We start from the raw sequence: 20,943 nt of genomic DNA on the forward strand, positions 1-20,943 counted from the left end.
CGACAGCGTGGTCGCCGACCTGCTCCGGGTGGCGGGCGCGCTGGCGCTCCTGGCCCTGCTCGTCTGCCTGCTGCTGGCGCTCTTCGGCAAGGGGCCGGTCGGGCGTGAGGTGGCCCGGCGGAGCAGGGAGCGCCGCGACGACCTGGCCCGGATGGCTGCCGGGCACGGGTGGTGGAGCGGCCAGGACGACGACGTCGCGGATCGGGCCTGGGACGACACGCTCTCCGGCTCGCGTGCGCCGCTGTGCTGTGAACTCCTGATCGACGGGGGAGACGACGGGTTCGTTGCCGAGACGTGGCTGCTCCCCGGCAGGCACCACCAGCACCTGCTGCGCCTGCCGTGCCCGGGAGCGGGGAACTTCCTGGTCCGCGGGCTGCCGCGCAAGGACGAGTTGCGCCTCTTCCCGGCCAGGTTCCGCAACGATGCCGGTTTCGTCCAGTTCCACACCCCGATGCTGGTCGGCGGCGACTTCGCCGGCGTCCAGGACCGGCTGGGCCCCTTCATCGAGGCCATCGAGGCCAGCCGCGCCTGGGTGGTCGGCACCGGGGACGAACTGGTGGTGATGACCGGCAGCGATCCGAGCCCGGCGGACTTCGAACTGCGCCTGGCCCTGGGACGTGCCCTGGTCCGGGCCCTGGCCGGCGAGGATCGGGTGGATTCCTCGCCACCAGGTGACTGAGAATCCACCCGATCATGCTGCCAGTGCGCAGCGTGGGCAGGGTCGGGGTGCGCCGGCCCAGCCGCGAAGCTGCAGGAGGCGCCCGATCTTGGCGGCCGTGGCGCATGCCCGGTCGAAGACCTGCCCCCACCCCAGGCGCACACTGGCCAGCGCATCGATGGCGGCATCGAGGTCGCGGTCGAGGTCGGCGTCGCGTTGGTGGGGACCTGCATGGAAGATGCGTCCGTCCAGTTCGACTATCTGGCCGAAGTCCTCGTAGAGGACGTCGCGATACAGGGACTCCTGCCCGGGAGGTCGTGCCTGGCGCACGGCACGGGGCAAGCCATGGGGACGTTCGACGAGGGTGAGATAGCCGTGCTCCAGCACGGAGCAGGTTCCCTGGGTGACATCGGTGAGCACGCCGTTCAGGAAGGTACGCCGGCCCACGCGGCTCCGACGGGACAGTGCCGCCAGCAGGCGGGGCGCTGTCGTCTGGCGCGCGGAGACCACACCGGCCAGCACGCCAATGGCATCCAGGTCGCACCTCGCGGCCGCAGCAAGGTCAATGGCGGCTTCCTCCAGGCGCATCCGTGGTGGCGACAGGTTCCACTGGACCCGCTCGTCGAACTGGTGGGTGCGATGGATGACGATGCCGGGCCTGCTGACCACCGTGCGACGGTGGTCGATGGCCACGTGGATGGCATGGTGCTCGCGCAGGATCGGCGAGGCAAACCGCGAGGCCGGTTGGGCTGCGCGCATCGCAGACTCGTGCGAGAGCACGGCGGGCCATGCGTAGAGCACCGCGGCCCACGCCTCCTGCAGCCAGGTGAGCGGTCCGGTGTGATCGGCGTAGACGCCTGGGTGCACGGCCCTGAGGTCGTTGTGCCGCAGGAGCCGGCGCAGGTCGTGATCAGCGAAGCCGTGTGCCAGCGCCTGTTGCCGGCTGATCATGCCTGACTGGCGATGGCTGAGTTCCGAGATGCTTTCCATCCCTCGATCGTCGTCAGTCGAGCGCTGGGGCGCCACCGCGATCTGGCGACCTGTGGACAACCGCGCACCGCCTCCCGAGGATCGGGTGGATTCCTCGCCACCAGGTGACTGAGAATCCACCCGGTCAGGGATCCGCGGCGGCATCCCAACAGTTGCGGAAATGTGCAATGCAAGAACCTGCAGCAGACAAACAGTGGGTTTTGCATGGGTTGTAGGGAAAGATCATTCCCGGCGGTGTTCACATCCTGGTGGACACACCGACGTCGGGGCAGGTCTCGGGGCTACCCCGGCGTCGGTACACCGCCCCATCGCCTCGGTGTCAGTCCGGAATGCCGGGCAGGACCCGCGCAGTCCCGCCGAAGGCCATCTCCCGCTTGGCGGCATCGACCAGGGCGCTGATCGCCCAGGTCCGCAGGTGGTCGCTGGAGCGGCCGACCAGGTCGGCGTACGCCCGGGCGCAGCCCTGCTCCACCGACTGCGCCGTGGCCTGGATGCCAGCAGGGGTGGCGACGTCATGCGTCAACTCATAGGCGACCTCGGCGGCGACCGGGTCCTGGTCGAGGTCGCGGATCCACCGGATCACCTGGTCGCGCCGCCCGCGGTGCACCGTGTAGGCGCCGGTGATCGCGGCGGCCAGTGCCTCCTGGCTGGAGCGGGAGACCTGTCCACCGAGCACGCCGTGGATCCACACGGCAGCGTGCTCGGCGGCCAGGGTCGTCTGGAGTGCCTCGATGCTCACGCCTGCTCCTCGGGTGGCGGCGGCAGGGCCGCGATGTGCTGGGCCACCCCGGCAGCCATCGAGGCCAGGACCCGCGCCAGCGGCCCGCTCCCCACCGATCCGGCGAGCCGGACCAGCGTCTTCTGCAGTTCGTCCTCGCTGAGCACGACCAGCTTCCGACCGTCGCGAGCGGTCTGGGGCGGGGCGGGCGGCTCCGAGGCGCCCGCGGACGGCGGGGCCGATGCGTCCACGGCGGGAGGCGCTTCGAGCAGGGCCAGGTCGGCCGCATGCATCGCCGCCAAGGGCGCCAGCGCGTCGGCCAACACCGGCAGCGCAGCCTCCACGTCGACCAGCACGGCGTCCGCGGCCCGCAGTGCGGCGATCGCCTCATCGACCTGTGCGTCGTCGTCCGGCTCGGGCGGTTGCTCCGCCGTCGGGGAAGGGCTGCCCTCGGTCCACTTGCAGGCAGTCAGGGCCGCCAGCAGGGGTGCCCCGACCAGCGTCGTACGACGCAGCACGGGGACGGGGGAGGACGGCACGCGCAGACTCTAGCGCCCGGTGTGCGCCGCTGGGGCAAGCCGCTATGGTTGTCGCTCACAACAGCACACGGAGGTCGCCCATGAGCAGCGCCAAGCCTGACGCAACCAGGGAACGCATCGAAGCGGAACTCACCGACCCCCTGTCAGCCCTCGGCCTCGACGTCGAGGCGGTCGAGATCACCCCGGCCGGCAAGCGCCGCGTCCTGCGGGTCGCCGTCGACAAGGACGGCGGCGTCACCCTCGATGACGTGGCCGCCGCCACCCGCGAGGTGGAGCGGGTCCTCGACGAGGGAGACGCGATGGGGGAGCACCCCTACACCCTCGAGGTCACCTCCCGCGGTGTCGACCGTCCGCTCACCTTGCCGCGCCACTGGCGCCGCAACGCGGACCGCCTGGTCAAGGTGGACCTCGTCGAGGGCGACGGCTTCGAGGGCCGGATCCAGGAGGCCGCCGAGACATCCGCCACGGTGCTGGTCGACGGTGCCGTGCGCGAGGTCGCCTATGCCGACGTGGCAAGGGCGAAGATCCAGATCGAGTTCAACCGAAAGAGTAAGGACGCCTGATGGACATCGACATGAGCATTCTCCGCATGCTGGAGAAGGAGAAGGAGATCAAGTTCTCCGTCCTCGTGGAGGCCATCGAGCAGGCCCTGCTCACGGCGTACCACAAGACACCCGGCGCCCAGCAGCGTGCGCGGGTCGAACTGAACCAGAAGACCGGCCACGTCACGGTGCTGGCAGCCGAGGTCGACGAAGAGGGCAACGTGCTCACCGAGTACGACGACACTCCCGACGGGTTCGGCCGGATCGCGGCGACCACGGCGAAGCAGATCATGCTCCAGCGCCTGCGTGACGCCGAGGACGAGGTGAAGTTCGGGGAGTTCTCCGGCAAGGAGGGCGACATCATCTCCGGGATCATCCAGCAGGGGCGCAACCCTGACGACGTGATGGTCGACCTGGGCAAGCTCGAGGCGATCCTGCCGCTGGGCGAGCGGGTGCCGGGGGAGAACTATGACCACGGCACCCGGATCAAGTGCATGGTGGTCTCGGTGCGCAAGGGCATGCGTGGCCCGCAGATCACCCTGTCGCGGACCCACCCCAACCTGGTCCGCAAGCTCTTCGCCCTCGAGGTCCCCGAGATCGCCGACGGCACCGTCGAGATTGCCGCCATCGCCCGCGAGGCCGGCCACCGCACCAAGATCGCGGTGCACTCGAAGGTCCCCGGCGTCAACGCCAAGGGGGCCTGCATCGGGCCGATGGGCCAGCGGGTGCGCAACATCATGTCCGAGCTGCACGGCGAGAAGATCGACATCGTGGACTGGTCCGAGGACCCCGCCGAGCTCGTCGCTGCGGCGCTCTCGCCGGCCCGGGTCAGCAGCGTCGAGATCGTCTCGCTCGCCGAGCGGTCGGCGCGCGTAGTGGTCCCGGACTTCCAGCTCTCACTGGCGATCGGCAAGGAGGGCCAGAACGCCCGCCTCGCCGCCCGCCTGACCGGGTGGCGCATCGACATCCGCTCGGATGAGGCGTGAGGGCCGGTTCGGTATCGGCGCGGCCAGGGGCTAGACTGACCGACGGTGGATTCCACGACTGACATTCCTGCGCGCCCCGGCCCGGTCCGGACGTGCATCGGGTGTCGGACGAGGGCCGCCAAGGCTGAGTTGATGCGGGTCGTTGCCGGCTCGGATGCGCACGGGACAACCGTCGTACCCGATCCTGACGGCACGGCCCACGGTCGCGGTGCGCACCTGCACCCCACGGCCGCATGCTTCGCACTGGCACAGCGCAGACGTGCTTTCGGAAGGGCCCTGAGGCTCACCGGAGGCGCTGACGCGAGTGCAGTCGGGGCGTGGATCGACGCGCTGGAAGAGAATCCGTGATCAACCGACCAGGAACTGGAGCAGCAGCTCATGAGCACTCGATGAGTACTTCCCGATGAGTTTGCACACCCACTAACGGCCGCGCATCACCCTCCCTGCACTCGGCAGGGACCGGGGCGTGGCCAGAAGGAGAAACGTGGCCAAGCCCCGAGTACACGAACTAGCCAAGGAATTCGGCGTCGAGAGCAAGGTTGTTCTCGAGAAGCTGAAGGAGATGGGCGAGTTCGTCAAGTCCGCTTCGTCGACCGTGGAGCCCCCGGTCGCCAACCGGCTCAAGAAGGAATACGGCGAGCAGTTGAAGTCTGCTGCCGCTCCTGCCGAGCCCGCTGCCAAGAAGGCAGCCCCCAAGCCTGCCAAGAAGGCAGCAGCCAAGAGCGCCGAGCCCGAGGCGACCGCGGCAGCCCCCGCCGAGGAGGCTCCTGCGGCGAAGAAGGCCGCGCCCAAGCCGGGCGCACCCAAGCCCGGCCCCCGCAAGGCTGCGCCGGCCGAGGAGCCGCCGGCACCGGTGGAGGAGAAGGCGTCCGCGCCTGCGCCCGAGGCCCCGAAGCCCGCGCCCAAGGCTCCGGCCCCCAAGGCGCCTGCGCCGCGTCCGGTCGGCAAGCCCGGCGGTACGCCGCGCCCGGGCAACAACCCGTTCTCGTCCAGCCAGGGCATGGGCCGCCGACCCGCCCCGGCCGACCGTGGACCGGGTGCCGGCGCCGGCGACAACCGTCCGCCGCGCCCGCCTGCCGCGCGTGAGGGTGGCGGTGCCCCGGGTCGTCCCGGCATGCCCCGCCCCAACCCGGCGATGATGCCCAAGTCCCCGGCAGCCTTCGGCTCCGGCCCCGGTGGCCGTGGTCCCGGTGGCCGTGGTCCGGGCGGCCCCGGCGGCCGTGGTGGCGCACCCGGTCGTGGTGGCCCCGGTGGTCGCGGTGGCGCACCCGGTGGCGGTGGCGCTCCGGGCCGTCCCGGCGGCTTCGCCGGTCGTCCCGGCGGCGGTGGCCGTCCCGGCCAGCGTGGCCAGACCCAGGGTGCCTTCGGGCGTCCGGGTGGTCCGTCGCGCCGTGGTCGCAAGTCGAAGCGGGCGCGTCGCCAGGAATTCGAGGCCATGCAGGCCCCGACGATCGGCGGTGTGCGGGTCCGCAAGGGCGACGGCGAGACCGTGCGCCTGGCCCGCGGTGCGTCGCTGACCGACTTCGCGGAGAAGATCAACGTCGACGCGGCTGCCCTGGTGCAGATGCTGTTCTCGCTCGGCGAGATGGTCACGGCCACCGAGTCGGTCAACGACGAGACGCTGGAGCTGCTCGGCGAGGAGCTCAACTACGTCGTCAAGATCGTCTCGCCCGAGGACGAGGACCGCGAACTGCTGGAGTCCTTCGACCTCGAGTTCGGCACCGACGAGGGCGACGAGGAAGACCTCGAATACCGTCCGCCGGTGGTCACCGTGATGGGTCACGTGGACCACGGAAAGACGCGCCTGCTCGACTCGCTCCGCAAGGCCAACGTCGGCGCCAAGGAAGCCGGTGGCATCACCCAGCACATCGGTGCCTACCAGGTCTCCACCGAGGTCGACGGCGAAGATCGCCGGATCACCTTCATCGACACCCCGGGCCACGAGGCGTTCACCTCGATGCGTGCCCGTGGTGCCCAGGCGACCGACATCGCGATCCTGGTGGTCGCAGCCGATGACGGCGTGATGCCCCAGACCGTCGAGGCGTTGAACCACGCCAAGGCGGCCGAGGTGCCGATCGTGGTCGCGGTCAACAAGATCGACAAGCCCGACGCCGACCCGACCAAGGTCCGCGGCCAGCTCTCCGAATACGGCCTGGTGCCGGAGGAGTACGGCGGCGACACCATGTTCGTCGACGTCTCGGCCAAGGCCGAGCTCAACCTGGACAAGCTCCTCGAGGCCGTCGTGCTCACCGCCGACGCGTCGCTGGACCTGCGGGCCAACCCCGACCAGGACGCCCAAGGCCTCGTCATCGAGGCGCACCTGGACCGCGGTCGCGGCCCGGTGGCCACGATCCTGGTCCAGCGCGGCACGCTCCGGGTCGGCGACTCGCTGGTCGCCGGTCCGGCCCACGGCCGCGTCCGGGCCATGCTCGACGAGTTCGGCGAGAACATCGAGGAGGCCGACCCGTCGCGCCCCGCCATGGTGCTCGGCCTCAACACCGCTCCCGGTGCCGGCCAGAACTTCATCGTGGTCGAGGACGACCGGATGGCCCGCCAGATCGCCGAGAAGCGTGAGGCGCGCGAGCGTGCGGCCATGCAGGCCAAGCGCCGGGTGCGGCGTACCCTCGAGGACTTCATGGCCTCCATGGAGAAGGGCGAGAGTCAGGAGCTCAACCTCATCCTCAAGGGCGACGTGTCCGGTTCGGTCGAGGCCCTCGAGGACTCGCTGGCCCAGATCGACGTCGGCGACGAGGTCTCCCTGCGCGTCATCGACCGCGGTGTCGGTGCGATCACCGAGACCAACGTCGACCTGGCCGCTGCCTCCGACGCCATCATCATCGGCTTCAACGTCCGCCCGCAGGGCAAGGCGAGCCAGATGGCGGACAAGGAAGGCGTCGAGATCCGCTACTACTCGGTCATCTACCAGGCGATCGAGGAGATCGAGGCAGCGCTCAAGGGTATGCTCAAGCCGGAGTTCGAGGAGGCCCGCCTGGGCCAGGCGGAGATCCGCGAGATCTTCCGCTCCTCCAAGACCGGCAACATCGCGGGCTGCATGGTCACCGAGGGTGTCATCCGCCGCAACGCCAAGGCGCGCGTCCTGCGCGACGGCTCGGTGGTGGCGGACAACCTCGACCTGGCCTCGCTGCGCCGCGAGAAGGACGACGCCTCCGAGGTTCGCGAGGGCTTCGAGTGTGGTCTGGTGTTGAAGAACTTCGGCGACATCAAGATCGGCGATGTCGTGGAGTCCTTCGAGATGCGCGAGATCCCGCGCAGCTGATTCACCCCGGATGAGTGCCCAGGTGGTTGCTGCGGCGACCACCTGGGCACTCGCCCCTTTTCTGAGAGAGTAGGAACATGGCCAGCCCACGAGTCCGCAAGATCGCCGACCGGATCAAGATCATCGTCGCCGAGATGTTGGAGCGCCGGATCAAGGATCCCCGCCTCGGCTTCGTGACGGTCACCGATGTCCGGGTCTCCGGCGACAGCCAGCACGCGACCATCTTCTACACCGTCCTCGGTGAGGAGGAGTCGCTGGCCGGCACCGCCGCGGCACTGGAGTCGGCCAAGGGTGTGATCCGCTCAGAGGTCGGCAAGCAGCTCGGCATCCGCCACGTGCCGAGCCTGGAGTTCATCCACGACGCGCTGCCGGAGACCGCCCGCCAGCTCGACGACGTACTCGCCCGTGCCCGGGCCATCGACGAGCAGGTGGCCGCCACCCGGGCCAACGCGCAGTACGCCGCGGGGGAGGACCCCTACAAGAAGCCGCGCGCGGTCGAGGAGGATCCGGCCGAGGATGACTGAGGTCACCGACGGCCTGGTCGTCGTCGACAAGCCCGCGGGCATCACGTCACACGACGTGGTCTCGCGGGTTCGTCGTCTGGCCGGCACCCGCAAGGTGGGCCACGCCGGCACCCTGGACCCGATGGCCACCGGGGTCCTGGTCCTGGGCGTCAACCGTGCCACCCGGCTGCTGGGCCACCTGATGCTCACCGAGAAGGCCTACGACGCAACCGTGCGGCTCGGGGCCTCCACGACCACCGACGACGCCGAGGGGGAGGTGCTGGCCACCACGCCGGCCGGGCACCTCACCGATGCCGCGGTGCGGGAGGCGATCACCGCGTTCGTCGGTGACATCGAGCAGGTCCCGACTGCCGTGTCCGCGATCAAGGTGGACGGCAAGCGCGCCTACCAGCGGGTGCGCGACGGCGAGGAGGTCGCGTTGAAGGCCCGGCCGGTCACCGTCCACGAGATCGTGGTGGGGCAGATCCGTCGCCCCGACGAGGCAGGACTCGACGCGGACCTCTCGGTGCGCTGCTCCAGTGGCACCTACATCCGGGCGATCGCCCGCGACCTCGGCGCGGCCCTCGGGGTCGGCGGACACCTCACCGCCCTGCGTCGCACCGCGGTCGGCCCCTACGCACTGGAGCAGGCGCACACCCTCGACGAGCTCGCCGACGAGTTCCGGCTGCTGCCGATCGGCGAGGCCGCGCGCCAGTACTTCCCGGCCGTCGACCTTGACGCGGAGCAGGCAACCGATGTCGGCTTCGGTCGCAAGATCGACCTGGCCCTCGACGGGCTGACGGCGCTCTTCTCCCCGGAGGGCGACTTCCTCGCGCTCTACGAGCCGCGTGGGGGGCAGGCGGCCGCAGTCGCCGTGTTCCGATGAGCAGCCTGCTCTGGCTGCGCCGAGACCTCCGGCGCCTCGACCTGCCAGCACTGGGTGCCGCCCGCGACGAGGGCGGGCCGGTGGCGGTCGCCTTCGTGGTCGATCCACGGTTGTGGAACGCGGCAGGGGCCGTACGACGCGCCTGGGTGGCCGCCAACGTGCTCGCCGTCGCGGAGCGTTTCGACCAGCAGCTGGTGCTGCGTGTGGGGAACCCGGCCGAGGTGCTTCCCGCGTTGGTGAGCCAGCTCGAGGTCGGCGGCGTCCATGTCAGCGCCGAGACCACGCCGTACGGAGCTGCCCGAGACGCCGAGGTCGAGCGAGCCCTGTCGGTGCCGCTGGTGCGCACTGGATCGCCCTACGCGGTGGGCCCCGGCCTGGTTCGCAACGGGACCGGCGGCCGCTACAAGGTGTTCACGCCCTTCTCTCGCGCCTGGCGCGAACGTGGTTGGCCCGATCCGGCGCCCGAGGTGCGTGCGCTGGAGCTGGTCGAGGCCGGCAGCGGCAACGAGCAGCGCCACGCCGAGAAGCTGCTGCGCGACGCGGTCGCGGACTGTCCGATCGAGCTGCCCGCAGCCGGCGAGGAGGCCGCCCGCCGCCGGTGGCGGGAGTTCCTCGACGAACGCCTGGATGCCTATGCCGGGGCGCGCGACAACCCCGCTGTCCCCGGGACGACCGGGCTCTCGCCGTACCTCAAGGTCGGCGCGATCCACCCCCGCACGATGCTCGCCGACCTGGCCGGGGAGCAGGCAGAAGGCGCCCGGACGCTGCGCGACGAGATCGCGTGGCGTGAGTTCTACGCCGACGTCGTGCATCACGAGCCCAACAGCGCCTGGCGTGACCTTCGCCCGCTGGGCATCGAGTACGACGACCCGCGCGACGCCGCCGGGCTGGTGCAGGCCTGGCGGGAGGGACGCACCGGCTTCCCGATCGTGGATGCCGGCATGCGCCAGCTCGCCGCGACTGGCTGGATGCACAACCGGGTACGGATGATCACCGCCAGCTTCCTGACCAAGGACCTGCACCTGTGGTGGCCCGTGGGAGCGCGGCACTTCCTCGACCTGCTCATCGACGGCGACCTCGCCTCCAACAACCACGGCTGGCAGTGGGTGGCCGGCACCGGCACCGACGCGTCGCCGTACTTCCGGGTCTTCAACCCGGTCACCCAGGGGCTGCGGTTCGACCCGAACGGCGACTACGTGCGTCGGTGGGTGCCCGAGCTCGCGGGTCTCGCCGGCAAGGCTGCCCACGAACCTTGGAAGCACGGGGGATCCCCCGGTTATCCCGAGCCGATCGTGGACCACGCCCAGGAGCGGGCCGAGTCCTTGGAGCGCTACGGCAGGCGGTCCGGATGATCGGCTGGCTGCACAACACGCTGTGGCACCAGGTGCCCCGTGACCACCGCGACGCACCGCACGTGCTGCGCCGACGCCAGGTCGTCTGCGTGGTGGTCGTGGTCCTCGGCGCGGTCCTGCTGGGCGTCGCGCTGCGGATCCCTCCGGGTGACGATGCGTTCCTGTGGTCCTCGCTGGCGCTCAGTGCGCTGTGGATCGCGGGCGGGTTCGCCTCGGGACCGTTGCACCTCGGCTTCGTCACCGACGACGAAAGACTGGTGCGCCCGGTCGTTCCGGCGGTGGCCCTCGGCCTCGCGCTGGCCGGCATCTTCTGCGTCGGTGGCCTGGTGGTGCGCGAGATCCCGTGGCTGGGGGAGCAGGTGCGCAACGTGCTCGAGCACGGGTCCCAGGGTGCGGGCCCGGCGGTGCTCGTGGTGGCAGTGCTCACCGGCATCGCCGAGGAGGTCTTCTTCCGGGGCGCCGTCTATGCGGCCGTGCCCAGGCGGCCCCTGCTGGTCACCACCGTGGCCTACGTGGTGGCCACGCTGGCCACCGGCAACCCGATGCTGGTCTTCGCCGCCGTTGTCCTCGGGCTGGTGGTCGGCCTGCAGCGGCGTGCCAGCGGTGGGGTGCTGGCGCCGATCCTCACCCACGTCACGTGGTCGGTGGTGCTGTACTTCGCCCTGCCGCAGATCTTCGGGGTCTGAACCACCGCCTCACTCGCGGTGCCCGCCCTCCTCGAGCGCACGACGTACGGCCTCGGCGTAGTCGACCGGCTCGCCCGGGACGATCTCCCGGATCGAGTCGTCGGTGACCACGACCTCGATGTCCATCGAGTCGATCAGGTTGCGCCCAGTCGTGATGTCGACGTCGGTGACCAGGGCGAGCCAGTAGGACGAGAGCCGAGGGGTGAGCACCGGGACGGAGACGATCGGGCGACGGCGGCCGGTGCCGACCTCCGAGGCAACCTGGAGCATCTGCACGTAGTCGAGTGCGTCCGGACCGCCGATCTCGAAGACCCGGTCCAGTGCCTCGGGGCGGCCCAGGACACCGGCCAGGTAACGGATCACGTCGTCGACCGCGATCGGCTGGGTGCGGGTGCGCGCCCAGCGCGGCGTGACCATGGCCGGAAGGTTCTTGACCAGCTGCCTGGTGATCTCCCACGAAATGCCCCCGGCGCCGACGATGACCGCTGCCCGCAGCACCGTGACCGGCACCGTGCCGGACTGCAGGATCCGCTCGACCTCACGGCGCGAGCGCAGGTGGGCCGAGAGCTCGTCGTCCTCCGCCCCCAGGCCACCGAGATAGACGATCTGCTCCACGCCACCCGCCTCCGCGGTCGCGACGAAGTTGCGCGCGGCCCGCGCGTCGACCTCCTCGAAGTCGGGCCGGTCCAGCGAGTGGACGAGGTAGTAGGCCACCCGGACCCCGTCGAGGGGCTCGATCAATGACTCGGCGTCGGAGACGTCACCGTGCACCGCGGTGCCGGGACCGTCGTAGTCCGACGGATGGCGCGTCATCGCACGCACGTCGTGACCGTCCTCGACCAGTTGCTCCACCAGTCGGGAGCCTATGAATCCGGTGGCGCCCGTGACCAGGACCGGCGATGTGGATGGCATGCGCGCCATCCTCGCACGCGGTCCGAAACGGCCTCGGTATTGTGCAGCCCGTGCAGATCTGGCGTTCACTGGGCGAGGTGCCCGACGACCTTGCGTCGACGGTGGTGACCATCGGCAACTTCGACGGCGTCCACCTCGGCCACCAACACGTCGTACGCCGTGCCCGCGAGGTGGCCGAGGAGCGTGGCTGCAGCACGGTTGTCGCGGTGACCTTCGACCCGCACCCGATGGCGGTCCTGCGCCCTGAGCACGCCCCCAGCATGTTGACCACCGTCGAGCAGCGGGCCGCCCTGTTGGGCAAGGCTGGCGTCGACCACGTCCTCGTCGTTCCGTTCGACAGGGAGATCGCCGGCTGGACGCCGGAGGAGTTCATCGACCGGATCCTCGTGGACGCCCTGTCCGCGTGCGCCGTCGTGGTGGGAGCCAACTTCCGCTTCGGGAACCGGGCCCGCGGGGACGTCGCGACGCTGGCCGCTGCCGGCGCCGAGCGCGGCTTCACTGCCGAGGGCATCGAGCTCGATGGGGGGCCGCAGGTCTGGTCCTCCACCTATGTCCGCACCTGTCTGGCGGCAGGAGACGTCACCGGAGCGGCCGAGGCGCTCGGGCGCCCGGTGACGGTGCGCGGCGCGGTCGTCAAGGGGGACCAGCGCGGTCGAGACCTCGGCTTCCCGACCGCCAACCTGCCCTCCCTGGACGGTGGTGGGGTGCCGGCCGACGGGGTCTATGCGGGCTGGTTGAGGCGGCTCGACACCGACGAGACATTCCCTGCCGCCATCTCCGTGGGCACCAATCCCACCTTCGACGGAGAGCGCGACCGCCGGGTCGAGTCCTACGTCCTGGACCGGACCGACCTGGACCTGTACGGCGTGGAGGTCGAGGTGACCTTCGTCGAGCGGATCCGTGGGATGGTGCGGTTCGAGGGTGTCGAGAAGCTCGTGGAGACGATGAAGGACGATGTGGTCAGGACCCGCGAGATCCTCCACGCGCCGCCGACGACGCCGTAATCTGGCGCGATGAGCTCGGGAATCACAGACGGATCAACGCAACGACAGGTGCTGCTGCCAGGGCTGGCCGTGGGCGTGTCCGTGGTCGTCGCGATCGTCGGCACCCTCGTCAGCGAAGTCCTGGCCAAGAGCTGGGACCGGTTCGTCGAGGACTACGAGAGCGTGCTGGCCGTCTGGGTCCTGCACTCGTTCACGCTCTTCGGCGTCAGCGGCCTGGTGGTCGACCAGCCCGAGTTCGTGTCCGGCGGGTTCCCCGGGTTCGTCGCCGGCATCCTCGTCCTGGCCCTGGTCGGCTTCGGGGTTGCGGCGATCGGCACCATCATGGCTTCTCCGCGTGGCTGCCCGGCTATCTCGTCGGGGCGGTGGTCTTCGCGCTCGTCGTGTTCCTGATGACGTGGGCGGGGCTGCGTCGGGGCGCGTCCGAGGTGACGACCCTGGTCCACACCTGGCTGGGCGTGGTGATCGGCGCTGCCGCAGGCGTACTGGCCGTGGCGAGCATGCGGGTCCTCGACAACGAGCTGAGCGACCGCCAGTTCACCGACTGGTCGTTGCTGCTCATCGGGGCGCTGCCCGGCGGCTACTACTGGGGCATGGTCGCCGGCCTGCTGGTCGGCGCGTTCGCGATGGTGGTCGCGGCCGTGACGGGCTCGAGACGACGCAGGGCCGAGTGGGCGGCGTCGAGTGCCCCTGATTCGGAGAACCACCTTCCGCACTGATAATCTCGTCCGGTTGCCCGCGAGGGCACGACTGTTGACTGCCGTGAAACGGCCGCGGATCCAGAGAGCCCCGGGGACAAGCCCCGGAGCGCCGCGCAACGGAGAACCCGGAAGGAGCCCGCAGATGTCCATCGGTACCGACGCGGAGACCAAGAAGAAGATCATCGCTGAGTACGGCAAGTCTGAGGGCGACACCGGTTCGCCCGAGGTCCAGATCGCTCTCCTGAGCCACCGCATCTCGCACCTGACCGAGCACCTCAAGCAGCACAAGCACGACCACCACAGCCGTCGTGGCCTGCTGCTCCTGGTCGGCCAGCGCCGTCGTCTGCTGAACTACCTGCAGAAGACCGAGATCGAGCGCTACCGCTCGATCGTCGAGCGCCTCGGCCTCCGCCGCTGATCCTTGAGGGAGCGGTCACCCGCCACGGGTGACCGCTCCTTCGCTTTTGTCGGGTCCGGGCGATAGAGTCGGCCCCGGCAACACAACTGAAAATCCAGAATCATCACCAGGAGCGACCCGCACCACGTCCGGCCCGGTCCTCGGTAGTGGCCTTCAGAGCAACAGTTCTGCGGGCCTCGATCGAAGACCGGCCCCAGTCCCGCAGCAGCGGGACAGGCGGGAAGCACTTCGATGCACCGCACATCGGCGGGCCCCTCCGCGAGAGGGGTCAATCGAGGCGGACGCGCGGATCGCTCCGCGAACAGAACAGGGATTGAACCCTTGACAGAAATCAACGCGGACGGACCCGTCATCTCCGCAGTCGAAACCGTTCTCGACAACGGCAAGTTCGGCACCCGCACCGTCAAGTTCGAGACCGGGCTGCTGGCCCGCCAGGCCGCCGGATCGGTGACTGCCTACCTCGACGACGAGACGATGCTGCTCTCGGCCACCACGGCCGGCAAGCACCCCAAGGACCACTTCGACTTCTTCCCGCTCACCATTGACGTGGAGGAGCGGATGTACGCCGCGGGCCGGATCCCCGGCTCGTTCTTCCGCAGCGAGGGCCGCCCGGGCGAGGACGCGATCCTCACCTGCCGTCTCATCGACCGCCCGCTGCGGCCCACCTTCAAGAAGGGCCTGCGCAACGAGGTCCAGGTCGTCATCACGGTGATGGCGCTGGACCCCGACCAGCCCTACGACGTGCTGGCGATCAACGCCGCGTCGCTCTCCACCCAGCTCTCCGGCCTGCCGTTCTCCGGCCCGGTCGGCGGCACCCGGATGGCGCTCATCGAGGGCCAGTGGGTGGCATTCCCGACCCACAGCCAGCTCGAGCAGGCCGTCTTCGACATGGTCGTCGCCGGTCGGGTCACCGAGTCCGGTGACGTCGCCATCATGATGGTCGAGGCCGAAGCCACCGAGCAGACCTGGGACCTCGTCCAGTCCGGTGCCCAGGCGCCGACCGAGGAGATCGTGGCCAGCGGCCTCGAGGCAGCCAAGCCCTTCATCAAGCAGCTCGTCGCCGCCCAGGCCGAGCTCGCCAAGGAGGCCGCCAAGCCGGTCGCCGAGTTCCCGATCTTCCTCGACTTCGAGGACGACGTGTACGCCGCGGTCGAGGCCGAGGTGGGCGAGGCCGCTGCCGAGCTGTTCAGCGTCGGCGGCAAGCGTGAGCGCACCCTGTCCAAGCAGGAGCGTGACGACGAGCTCGAGAACATCAAGGCCCACCTGGTCGAGAAGATCGCCGGCCAGTTCGAGGGTCGCGAGAAGGAGATCGGTGCCGCGTTCCGTGCGCTGACCAAGAAGCTGATCCGCCAGCAGGTGCTGCGCGACAAGGTCCGCATCGACGGCCGTGGCCTCGCCGACATCCGCCCGCTGCACGCGGAGACCGCGGTCATCCCGCGGGTTCACGGCTCGGCCCTCTTCGAGCGTGGCGAGACCCAGATCCTGGGTGTCACCACGCTGAACATGCTGACCATGGAGCAGAAGCTCGACACGCTCTCCCCGGAGACGAGCCGCCGCTACATGCACAAGTACGTCTTCCCGCCGTTCTCCACCGGTGAGACCGGCCGGGTCGGCTCCCCGAAGCGTCGTGAGGTCGGCCACGGTGCGCTGGCCCGCCGCGCGCTGCTGCCGGTGCTCCCGACCCGCGAGGAGTTCCCCTACGCGATCCGCCAGCTCTCCGAGGCGATGGGCTCCAACGGCTCCACCTCGATGGGCTCGGTCTGCGCCTCGACGCTGTCGCTGCTGCAGGCCGGTGTGCCGCTGCGCGCTCCCGTTGCCGGCATCGCGATGGGCCTGATCTCCGACCAGGTCGACGGGGAGACCCGTTATGTCGCACTGACCGACATCCTCGGCGCCGAGGACGCCTTCGGCGACATGGACTTCAAGGTCGCCGGCACGCGTGACTTCGTCACCGCGCTCCAGCTCGACACCAAGCTGGACGGCATCCCGGCCGAGGTCCTGGCCGGTGCGCTGACCCAGGCCCGCGAGGCTCGCCACGCGATCCTGGACGTGATGGCCGAGGCCATCGACGCTCCCGAGGAGATGTCGGTGCACGCCCCGCGGATCATCAGCGTGCGGGTGCCGGTCGACAAGATCGGCGAGGTCATCGGCCCCAAGGGCAAGGTGATCAACCAGATCCAGGACGACACGGGCGCCACGCTCTCCATCGAGGACGACGGCACGGTCTACATCGGTGCGACCAACGGCGAGGCCGCCGAGGCTGCCCGCCAGGCCGTCAACGCGATCGCCAACCCGACCATGCCCGAGGTCGGCGAGCGCTACCTCGGCACCGTCGTCAAGACGACCAACTTCGGTGCGTTCGTCTCGCTGCTGCCGGGCAAGGACGGGCTGCTGCACATCAGCAAGCTCCGCGCCCTGGCCGGTGGCAAGCGGGTCGACGCCGTCGAGGACGTCGTCTCCGTGGGCCAGAAGGTCCAGGTCGAGATTGCCGAGATCGACGACCGGGGCAAGCTCTCGCTGATACCCGTGGTCGAGGAGGCAGACTCCACCGACGAGGCAGCCGAGGCAGTCGAGGACGGCGCCGAAGGCTGAGCGTGACCACGAAGAACAACCCGTCGACCGGCCAGCAGGCAACTGCTGGCCGGTCTTCGGTTCCCCAGACCCAGCCCCAGGCCCAGCGCCGGCCCCGGCAGCAGACCTCGACCGTGCTCACCGTCACCGACGACACCGGCCAGGTGACCTCCACCGTGCGGCGTACGGTGCTGCCCGGAGGGCTGCGCGTGGTCACCGAGCAGATGGTCGGTGTCCGCTCCACCGCGATCGGGGTCTGGGTGGGCGTCGGTTCCCGCCACGAGACCCCGCGGCTGCACGGTGCCTCGCACTTCCTCGAGCACCTGCTCTTCAAGGGCACCTGGGAGCGCTCCGCGATGGACATCTCGGTTGCCCTGGACGAGGTGGGTGGCGAGTTCAACGCCTTCACCGCCAAGGAATACACCTGCTTCCATGCGCGGGTGCTCGACCACGACCTGCCGATGGTCATCGACGTGCTGGGCGACATGATCACCAACTCGCTGATCACCGCCGAGGACGTCGAGGCCGAGCGTGAGGTGATCCTCGACGAGATCGCCATGCACGACGACGACCCGGACGACGTGGCGCACAACCTGTGGGCAGCCCAGGCCTGGGGGAGTACGCCGCTGGGGCGCCCGATCGCCGGCACCGAGTCCTCGATCCGCGGCCTGGGCCGCGACCAGATCGCCCGCTTCCACCGCACGCACTATCGCGGCGACAACATGGTCATTGCCGTCGCCGGCAACCTGGACCACGCCACCGTGGTGCGCCAGGTCCGGGCCGCCTTCGGCCGCAACGGCTTCCTGGCCGGCGCCGGGGCGCCGCGCACCGTGCGCACCGCGGCCAGGCCACGCCGGCTCACCCCGGGCGTGGCCCGGGTCCAGCGTCCCTTCGAGCAGGCGAACGTGGTGCTCGGGGTCAACGGCCTGGTCCGCGGCGACGAACGACGCTTCGCGCTCGGGGTGCTCAACACCGCGCTGGGCGGGGGCACCTCGTCGCGCCTGTTCCAGGAGGTCCGCGAGCGACGCGGACTGGCCTATTCGGTCTTCTCCTTCGCCAGCCACCACGCCGATGCCGGCATGGTGGGCGTCTCGGTGGGTTGCCTGCCGGCGCGCCTGGACGAGGTGCTGGCAGTGGTGCGGGCCGAACTGGCCACCGTCGCCGAGCACGGGATCAGCGCCGAGGAACTCGAGCGCGGCAAGGGCATGCTGCGCGGGGGACTGGTGCTCGGCCTGGAGGACTCCGGGTCACGGATGTCGCGCATCGGCAAGGCCGAACTCGTCGGTGACGAACTGCTCGGCCTCGACGAGGTGCTGGCGCGCATCGATGCGGTCACCCTGGACGACGTACGCCGGCTGGCGGCGGACTTGTTCGCCCAGCCGGAGGTGCTGGCGGTCGTCGCTCCCTGACCCCGCTGGGCCTCAGGCGGCCAGGGCGAGCCAGGCGGTGCCGGCGCAGGCGCTGGCCCACAGCACGCTGGAGAAGGTGCCGATGATGAACCGCTCGGCTGCGCCCGGCGTCTGGCTGCGTAGTTCCGCATAACGGCCCAGGCCCTTGAGCGCGAGGATGATCGCCAGTCCGCTGGGCCAGCCGGCGACCACGCAGACGAAGACGCCGGCCCGTTCCAGGCCTCCGATCCATGCCCCGCCGCGCAGCACCTCGCCGGCCTGGCGCATGGATCCCTCGGCTGCGGTCTCCTTGCCGTCGATGAGCCGGAAGATGCTGGTGGTGACCACGCCGCCGCCGGCGATGGCGAGCAGTCCCAGCAGCGCCACCGTGCAGGAGAGGCGGAAGTCGTCGCCGGGCAGGGCCGAGGCCCGGAAGCCGAGCAGGGCTGCACTGGTGGCCAGGCCGGCGACGAGCAGGAGCGAGAAGGCTGCCTGGGCGAGGCCGGGGACCCGCCACGAGGCGAGCGCGACGGCACAGGTGAACACCAGCAGCGCCAGCACGAGCACGTCCACGCCTTCCTCCTCCTCCTCCTCCTCCTGTGTTCGTCCTATCTTGCCGGGTCGGCCAGGGCTTCGCCGATCAGGTCGGTGACCAGGCTCCGGGCCCGCTGGTCCTCGACCAGTCCGGCGGCCCGACCGCGCTGGCTGACCGCGGACTGGCTGACGCCGAGCCGTTCGGCGACCTGGGTGTGGGTCAGGCCCTCGGCGACCAGGTCCGCAACCTCCCACCCGCCGCGGGTACGCCGGGCGAGGAGTGCGGCCCAGAGCCAGAGCACCGTCTCCAGTCGTTCACCGTAGTCGCTGTCGGTGACGACACTGATCCGGCCGGGTGCGTTCTTCGCCCGGGTCACGGCGCTGCGCGCGTGGACGTACGCCGTGCCCCGGCCGGCACGGGCCGAGTCGGGGAGTGGTTCGTCCACGGCGCCGATGCCGATGCCGATGTGCCACGCGTCGCTGCGGATCAGGTCGGCCAGGGTGGTGGCCACGGCCCCGGGGTCGACGAAGAGCGCCTGGATCTCGTCGCCCGCGGTGCGCTCGAAGCCAAGCAGGGCGCCGGCGCCGTACTGGGTCACCGCGTCGGGGACCAGGTCAGTCCCGGCGCGGCTGGAATGCTGGTCGACGGTGAGTACGCAAGCCTTCATCCACCCTCCATAAGGTTGTAACCTGATATCAGATCATATCAGGAAATAAACTTATGAGTCAGCGGCGACCGATCAGGCCGACGGCGGCCGGGTTCTTGCTCTCCACCACCGAGACCCGGAACCCCGCCTGGACCAGCGCCTGGGAGGCCTTCTCCAGGGCAGTCGGGAACTGGTCGGGACGGGCTGCGTCATAGAAGAGATGGATGCTGCCGCCGGGGGAGAGGCGCTCGTGGAGCAGGGTGAGTTCGTCCTGGCAGTCGCGCACCCAGAAGAGGTTCACGTTGAAGGCGAAGACCTTGTCCAGGCGCTTGACCGGGATCCGCAGGGTGGCCAGGTCGATGTGGCGCACGGAGAGCCGGCCGGCTGCGACGTACTCCGCGCAGCGCCGCTTGGTGCGGTCCACGCCGGACTCGGAGCGGTCGATGGCCAGCAGCTTCCCGGTCTTCAGGCGGCTGCAGATGACCTCGGCGGCGTACCCCTGGCCGCATCCCACTTCGAGCACCTGGTCGGCCGGCTGGACGTCGAGGACGTCCACGGCCCAGAGGATGCGTGCTGGAATTGTCTGCCTCACCATGGGCACAAGATTGCCACTAGTCGGTGCGGATCGGCTGGACTGACCCCCGGAACGCGATTCGGGTCGCGTAGGTTTGCCCCCGTGACTGCACAGATTGCGAAGGTGGGCGTGCTCGGTGCACGCGGCAAGGTCGGCGCGGAGATCTGCCGTGCCGTCGAGGATTCCGACCGCTTCGAACTGGTCGCCCAGATCGACGTCGGGGACGACATCGCTGCCCTGGTCGAGTCCGGGGCCGAGGCGATCGTCGACTTCACCCACCCCGACGTGGTGATGGAGAACCTGCGCTTCTGCATCGAGAACGGCATCCATGCCGTGGTCGGCACTACCGGCTTCGACGAGGAGCGCCTGGCCCGGCTGCGCGCCCTGCTCGACGATGCGCCCGGGGTCGGCGTGCTGATCGCGCCGAACTTCTCCATCGGCGCCACCCTGATGATGCGCTTCGCCACCATCGCGGCACCCTTCTATGACTCGGTGGAGGTCGTCGAGCTGCACCACCCGACCAAGGCCGACGCGCCCTCGGGGACCGCCCGGCGTACGGCGGAACTCATCGCCGCGGCCCGGCGCGAGGCCGGCTGCGACCCGATGCCCGACGCGACCTCGACCGCCCTGGACGGCGCCCGCGGCGCGGACGTCGACGGCGTTGCGGTGCACAGCCTCAGGATCCGCGGCATGGTCGCCCACCAGGAAGTCGTGCTCGGCGGCCCGGGGGAGACCTTGACGGTGCGCCACGACTCGATGGACCGCGCCTCGTTCGCCCCTGGCGTACTCACCGGCCTGCGCGAGATCGCGGCACACCCCGGCCTGACCGTCGGCCTGGAGCACTTCCTCGACCTCGACTAGCCCACGAACGCTCACTCGTTGATGTCCGAAAGCTCAATCGTTGATGGGTTCGTGAACGCATCGGGAGCGTTTTGCGGCGTTTTGCAGTTTGTCGCAATGCAGGAACCTGCAGTGGCTCTGCCCTTCACAGTTACCCGGGGGTAATGGAACGCTGGTGGTGGGGAGGGAGACCCCGCACTGCAACGGAGGCTCAACCACC

The 20,943-nt window shown here is 70.0% G+C and carries 23 protein-coding genes; 16 read left to right on the plus strand and 7 right to left on the minus strand.

What is annotated here, in order from left to right:
- Positions 1–7 precede the first annotated feature (7 nt).
- Positions 8–679 (plus strand): hypothetical protein, encoded by a 672-nt coding sequence (locus Q9R27_RS04145; protein ID WP_311251073.1) that lies wholly within the window; start codon positions 8–10, stop codon positions 677–679.
- 12 nt (positions 680–691) lie between these two features.
- Here the strand turns inward: Q9R27_RS04145 and Q9R27_RS04150 are convergent, their stop codons facing one another.
- The 3 genes from Q9R27_RS04150 to Q9R27_RS04160 form a co-directional block, all read right to left on the minus strand.
- Complete coding sequence (locus Q9R27_RS04150; protein WP_311251074.1) at positions 692–1,648, minus strand: type IV toxin-antitoxin system AbiEi family antitoxin domain-containing protein; 957 nt, start codon at positions 1,646–1,648, stop codon at positions 692–694.
- A 319-nt stretch (positions 1,649–1,967) separates the two neighbouring features.
- Entirely contained in the window at positions 1,968–2,387 is a 420-nt protein-coding gene (locus Q9R27_RS04155; protein ID WP_311251075.1) for a ferritin-like domain-containing protein, read from the minus strand.
- Positions 2,384–2,905 carry a hypothetical protein gene (locus tag Q9R27_RS04160; protein WP_311251076.1) on the minus strand — a complete coding sequence of 174 codons (522 nt, stop codon included), beginning with the start codon at positions 2,903–2,905 and terminating at the stop codon, positions 2,384–2,386. The genes Q9R27_RS04155 and Q9R27_RS04160 overlap by 4 nt, the downstream gene beginning before the upstream one ends.
- An 80-nt stretch (positions 2,906–2,985) precedes the next feature.
- On the opposite strand from Q9R27_RS04160, the gene rimP reads away from it, so the two are divergent.
- The 8 genes from rimP (at position 2,986) to Q9R27_RS04200 (ending at position 11,137) form a co-directional block, all read left to right on the plus strand.
- The gene (gene rimP / locus Q9R27_RS04165) at positions 2,986–3,468 is read left to right on the plus strand and encodes a ribosome maturation factor RimP (protein ID WP_311251077.1); all 483 of its coding nucleotides are present in this window, start codon (positions 2,986–2,988) and stop codon (positions 3,466–3,468) included.
- A complete protein-coding gene (nusA, locus tag Q9R27_RS04170) occupies positions 3,468–4,433 on the plus strand; it encodes a transcription termination factor NusA (protein ID WP_311251078.1) in 966 nt (321 codons plus the stop codon). The genes rimP and nusA overlap by 1 nt, the downstream gene beginning before the upstream one ends.
- A gap of 45 nt (positions 4,434–4,478) precedes the next feature.
- Positions 4,479–4,781, plus strand: a complete 303-nt coding sequence (locus Q9R27_RS04175) for a YlxR family protein (protein ID WP_311251079.1) — start codon at positions 4,479–4,481, stop codon at positions 4,779–4,781.
- 136 nt (positions 4,782–4,917) lie between these two features.
- Entirely contained in the window at positions 4,918–7,710 is a 2,793-nt protein-coding gene (infB, locus tag Q9R27_RS04180) for a translation initiation factor IF-2 (protein ID WP_311251080.1), read from the plus strand.
- Positions 7,711–7,787: 77 nt separating this feature from the next.
- The gene (gene rbfA, locus Q9R27_RS04185) at positions 7,788–8,234 is read left to right on the plus strand and encodes a 30S ribosome-binding factor RbfA (protein WP_311251081.1); all 447 of its coding nucleotides are present in this window, start codon (positions 7,788–7,790) and stop codon (positions 8,232–8,234) included.
- Positions 8,227–9,099, plus strand: a complete 873-nt coding sequence (gene truB, locus Q9R27_RS04190; protein WP_311251082.1) for a tRNA pseudouridine(55) synthase TruB — start codon at positions 8,227–8,229, stop codon at positions 9,097–9,099. Before rbfA ends, truB begins: the two co-directional genes overlap by 8 nt.
- On the plus strand, positions 9,096–10,451 hold the full coding sequence (locus Q9R27_RS04195; protein ID WP_311251083.1) for a deoxyribodipyrimidine photo-lyase: 1,356 nt from the start codon (positions 9,096–9,098) through the stop codon (positions 10,449–10,451). The genes truB and Q9R27_RS04195 overlap by 4 nt, the downstream gene beginning before the upstream one ends.
- Positions 10,448–11,137 (plus strand): CPBP family intramembrane glutamic endopeptidase, encoded by a 690-nt coding sequence (locus Q9R27_RS04200; protein ID WP_311251084.1) that lies wholly within the window; start codon positions 10,448–10,450, stop codon positions 11,135–11,137. Before Q9R27_RS04195 ends, Q9R27_RS04200 begins: the two co-directional genes overlap by 4 nt.
- A gap of 9 nt (positions 11,138–11,146) precedes the next feature.
- Here the strand turns inward: Q9R27_RS04200 and Q9R27_RS04205 are convergent, their stop codons facing one another.
- On the minus strand, positions 11,147–12,049 hold the full coding sequence (locus tag Q9R27_RS04205; protein WP_311251085.1) for an NAD(P)H-binding protein: 903 nt from the start codon (positions 12,047–12,049) through the stop codon (positions 11,147–11,149).
- A 50-nt stretch (positions 12,050–12,099) separates the two neighbouring features.
- Here Q9R27_RS04205 and Q9R27_RS04210 point away from each other — a divergent pair, with 50 nt between their 5' ends.
- From Q9R27_RS04210 to Q9R27_RS04235, 6 genes are all read left to right on the plus strand, one after another.
- Positions 12,100–13,053, plus strand: a complete 954-nt coding sequence (locus Q9R27_RS04210) for a bifunctional riboflavin kinase/FAD synthetase (RefSeq protein WP_311251086.1) — start codon at positions 12,100–12,102, stop codon at positions 13,051–13,053.
- A gap of 9 nt (positions 13,054–13,062) precedes the next feature.
- Entirely contained in the window at positions 13,063–13,443 is a 381-nt protein-coding gene (locus tag Q9R27_RS04215) for a hypothetical protein (RefSeq protein ID WP_311251087.1), read from the plus strand.
- Positions 13,443–13,769, plus strand: coding sequence for a hypothetical protein (locus Q9R27_RS04220; protein ID WP_311251088.1), 327 nt, complete (start codon positions 13,443–13,445; stop codon positions 13,767–13,769). Before Q9R27_RS04215 ends, Q9R27_RS04220 begins: the two co-directional genes overlap by 1 nt.
- A 124-nt stretch (positions 13,770–13,893) precedes the next feature.
- Positions 13,894–14,169: a 30S ribosomal protein S15 gene (gene rpsO, locus Q9R27_RS04225; protein ID WP_224125380.1), complete on the plus strand. Its 276-nt coding sequence runs from the start codon at positions 13,894–13,896 to the stop codon at positions 14,167–14,169.
- 321 nt (positions 14,170–14,490) lie between these two features.
- The gene (locus tag Q9R27_RS04230; protein ID WP_311251089.1) at positions 14,491–16,761 is read left to right on the plus strand and encodes a polyribonucleotide nucleotidyltransferase; all 2,271 of its coding nucleotides are present in this window, start codon (positions 14,491–14,493) and stop codon (positions 16,759–16,761) included.
- A gap of 2 nt (positions 16,762–16,763) precedes the next feature.
- Positions 16,764–18,149 carry a pitrilysin family protein gene (locus tag Q9R27_RS04235; protein WP_311251090.1) on the plus strand — a complete coding sequence of 462 codons (1,386 nt, stop codon included), beginning with the start codon at positions 16,764–16,766 and terminating at the stop codon, positions 18,147–18,149.
- A 12-nt stretch (positions 18,150–18,161) separates the two neighbouring features.
- Here the strand turns inward: Q9R27_RS04235 and Q9R27_RS04240 are convergent, their stop codons facing one another.
- The 3 genes from Q9R27_RS04240 to Q9R27_RS04250 are packed head-to-tail and all read right to left on the minus strand — an operon-like array spanning position 18,162 to position 19,865.
- On the minus strand, positions 18,162–18,701 hold the full coding sequence (locus Q9R27_RS04240) for a hypothetical protein (RefSeq protein WP_397219643.1): 540 nt from the start codon (positions 18,699–18,701) through the stop codon (positions 18,162–18,164).
- Positions 18,702–18,736: 35 nt separating this feature from the next.
- Positions 18,737–19,330, minus strand: coding sequence for a transposase (locus Q9R27_RS04245; RefSeq protein ID WP_311251091.1), 594 nt, complete (start codon positions 19,328–19,330; stop codon positions 18,737–18,739).
- 58 nt (positions 19,331–19,388) lie between these two features.
- Entirely contained in the window at positions 19,389–19,865 is a 477-nt protein-coding gene (locus Q9R27_RS04250) for a class I SAM-dependent methyltransferase (protein WP_311251092.1), read from the minus strand.
- 132 nt (positions 19,866–19,997) lie between these two features.
- Between Q9R27_RS04250 and dapB the strand changes: the two genes are divergently transcribed.
- Complete coding sequence (dapB, locus tag Q9R27_RS04255) at positions 19,998–20,744, plus strand: 4-hydroxy-tetrahydrodipicolinate reductase (protein ID WP_311251391.1); 747 nt, start codon at positions 19,998–20,000, stop codon at positions 20,742–20,744.
- The last annotated feature ends 199 nt before the right edge of the window (positions 20,745–20,943 follow it).

The sequence above is a fragment of the Nocardioides sp. AE5 genome, from assembly GCF_031844485.1.
In the GTDB taxonomy this organism is placed as follows: Bacteria; Actinomycetota; Actinomycetes; order Propionibacteriales; family Nocardioidaceae; genus Nocardioides.

Excerpts from the sequence above, each read along its gene's own strand:
- Q9R27_RS04220 (WP_311251088.1), top strand. The coding sequence starts at position 13,443 with ATGACGTGGGCGGGGCTGCGTCGGGGCGCGTCCGAGGTGACGACCCTG.
- Q9R27_RS04195 (WP_311251083.1), top strand. The coding sequence starts at position 9,096 with ATGAGCAGCCTGCTCTGGCTGCGCCGAGACCTCCGGCGCCTCGACCTG.
- rbfA (WP_311251081.1), top strand. The coding sequence starts at position 7,788 with ATGGCCAGCCCACGAGTCCGCAAGATCGCCGACCGGATCAAGATCATC.
- rpsO (WP_224125380.1), top strand. The coding sequence starts at position 13,894 with ATGTCCATCGGTACCGACGCGGAGACCAAGAAGAAGATCATCGCTGAG.
- truB (WP_311251082.1), top strand. The coding sequence starts at position 8,227 with ATGACTGAGGTCACCGACGGCCTGGTCGTCGTCGACAAGCCCGCGGGC.
- Q9R27_RS04245 (WP_311251091.1), bottom strand. The coding sequence starts at position 19,330 with ATGAAGGCTTGCGTACTCACCGTCGACCAGCATTCCAGCCGCGCCGGG.
- rimP (WP_311251077.1), top strand. The coding sequence starts at position 2,986 with ATGAGCAGCGCCAAGCCTGACGCAACCAGGGAACGCATCGAAGCGGAA.
- nusA (WP_311251078.1), top strand. The coding sequence starts at position 3,468 with ATGGACATCGACATGAGCATTCTCCGCATGCTGGAGAAGGAGAAGGAG.
- Q9R27_RS04215 (WP_311251087.1), top strand. The coding sequence starts at position 13,063 with ATGAGCTCGGGAATCACAGACGGATCAACGCAACGACAGGTGCTGCTG.
- Q9R27_RS04205 (WP_311251085.1), bottom strand. The coding sequence starts at position 12,049 with ATGCCATCCACATCGCCGGTCCTGGTCACGGGCGCCACCGGATTCATA.
- Q9R27_RS04150 (WP_311251074.1), bottom strand. The coding sequence starts at position 1,648 with ATGGAAAGCATCTCGGAACTCAGCCATCGCCAGTCAGGCATGATCAGC.
- Q9R27_RS04200 (WP_311251084.1), top strand. The coding sequence starts at position 10,448 with ATGATCGGCTGGCTGCACAACACGCTGTGGCACCAGGTGCCCCGTGAC.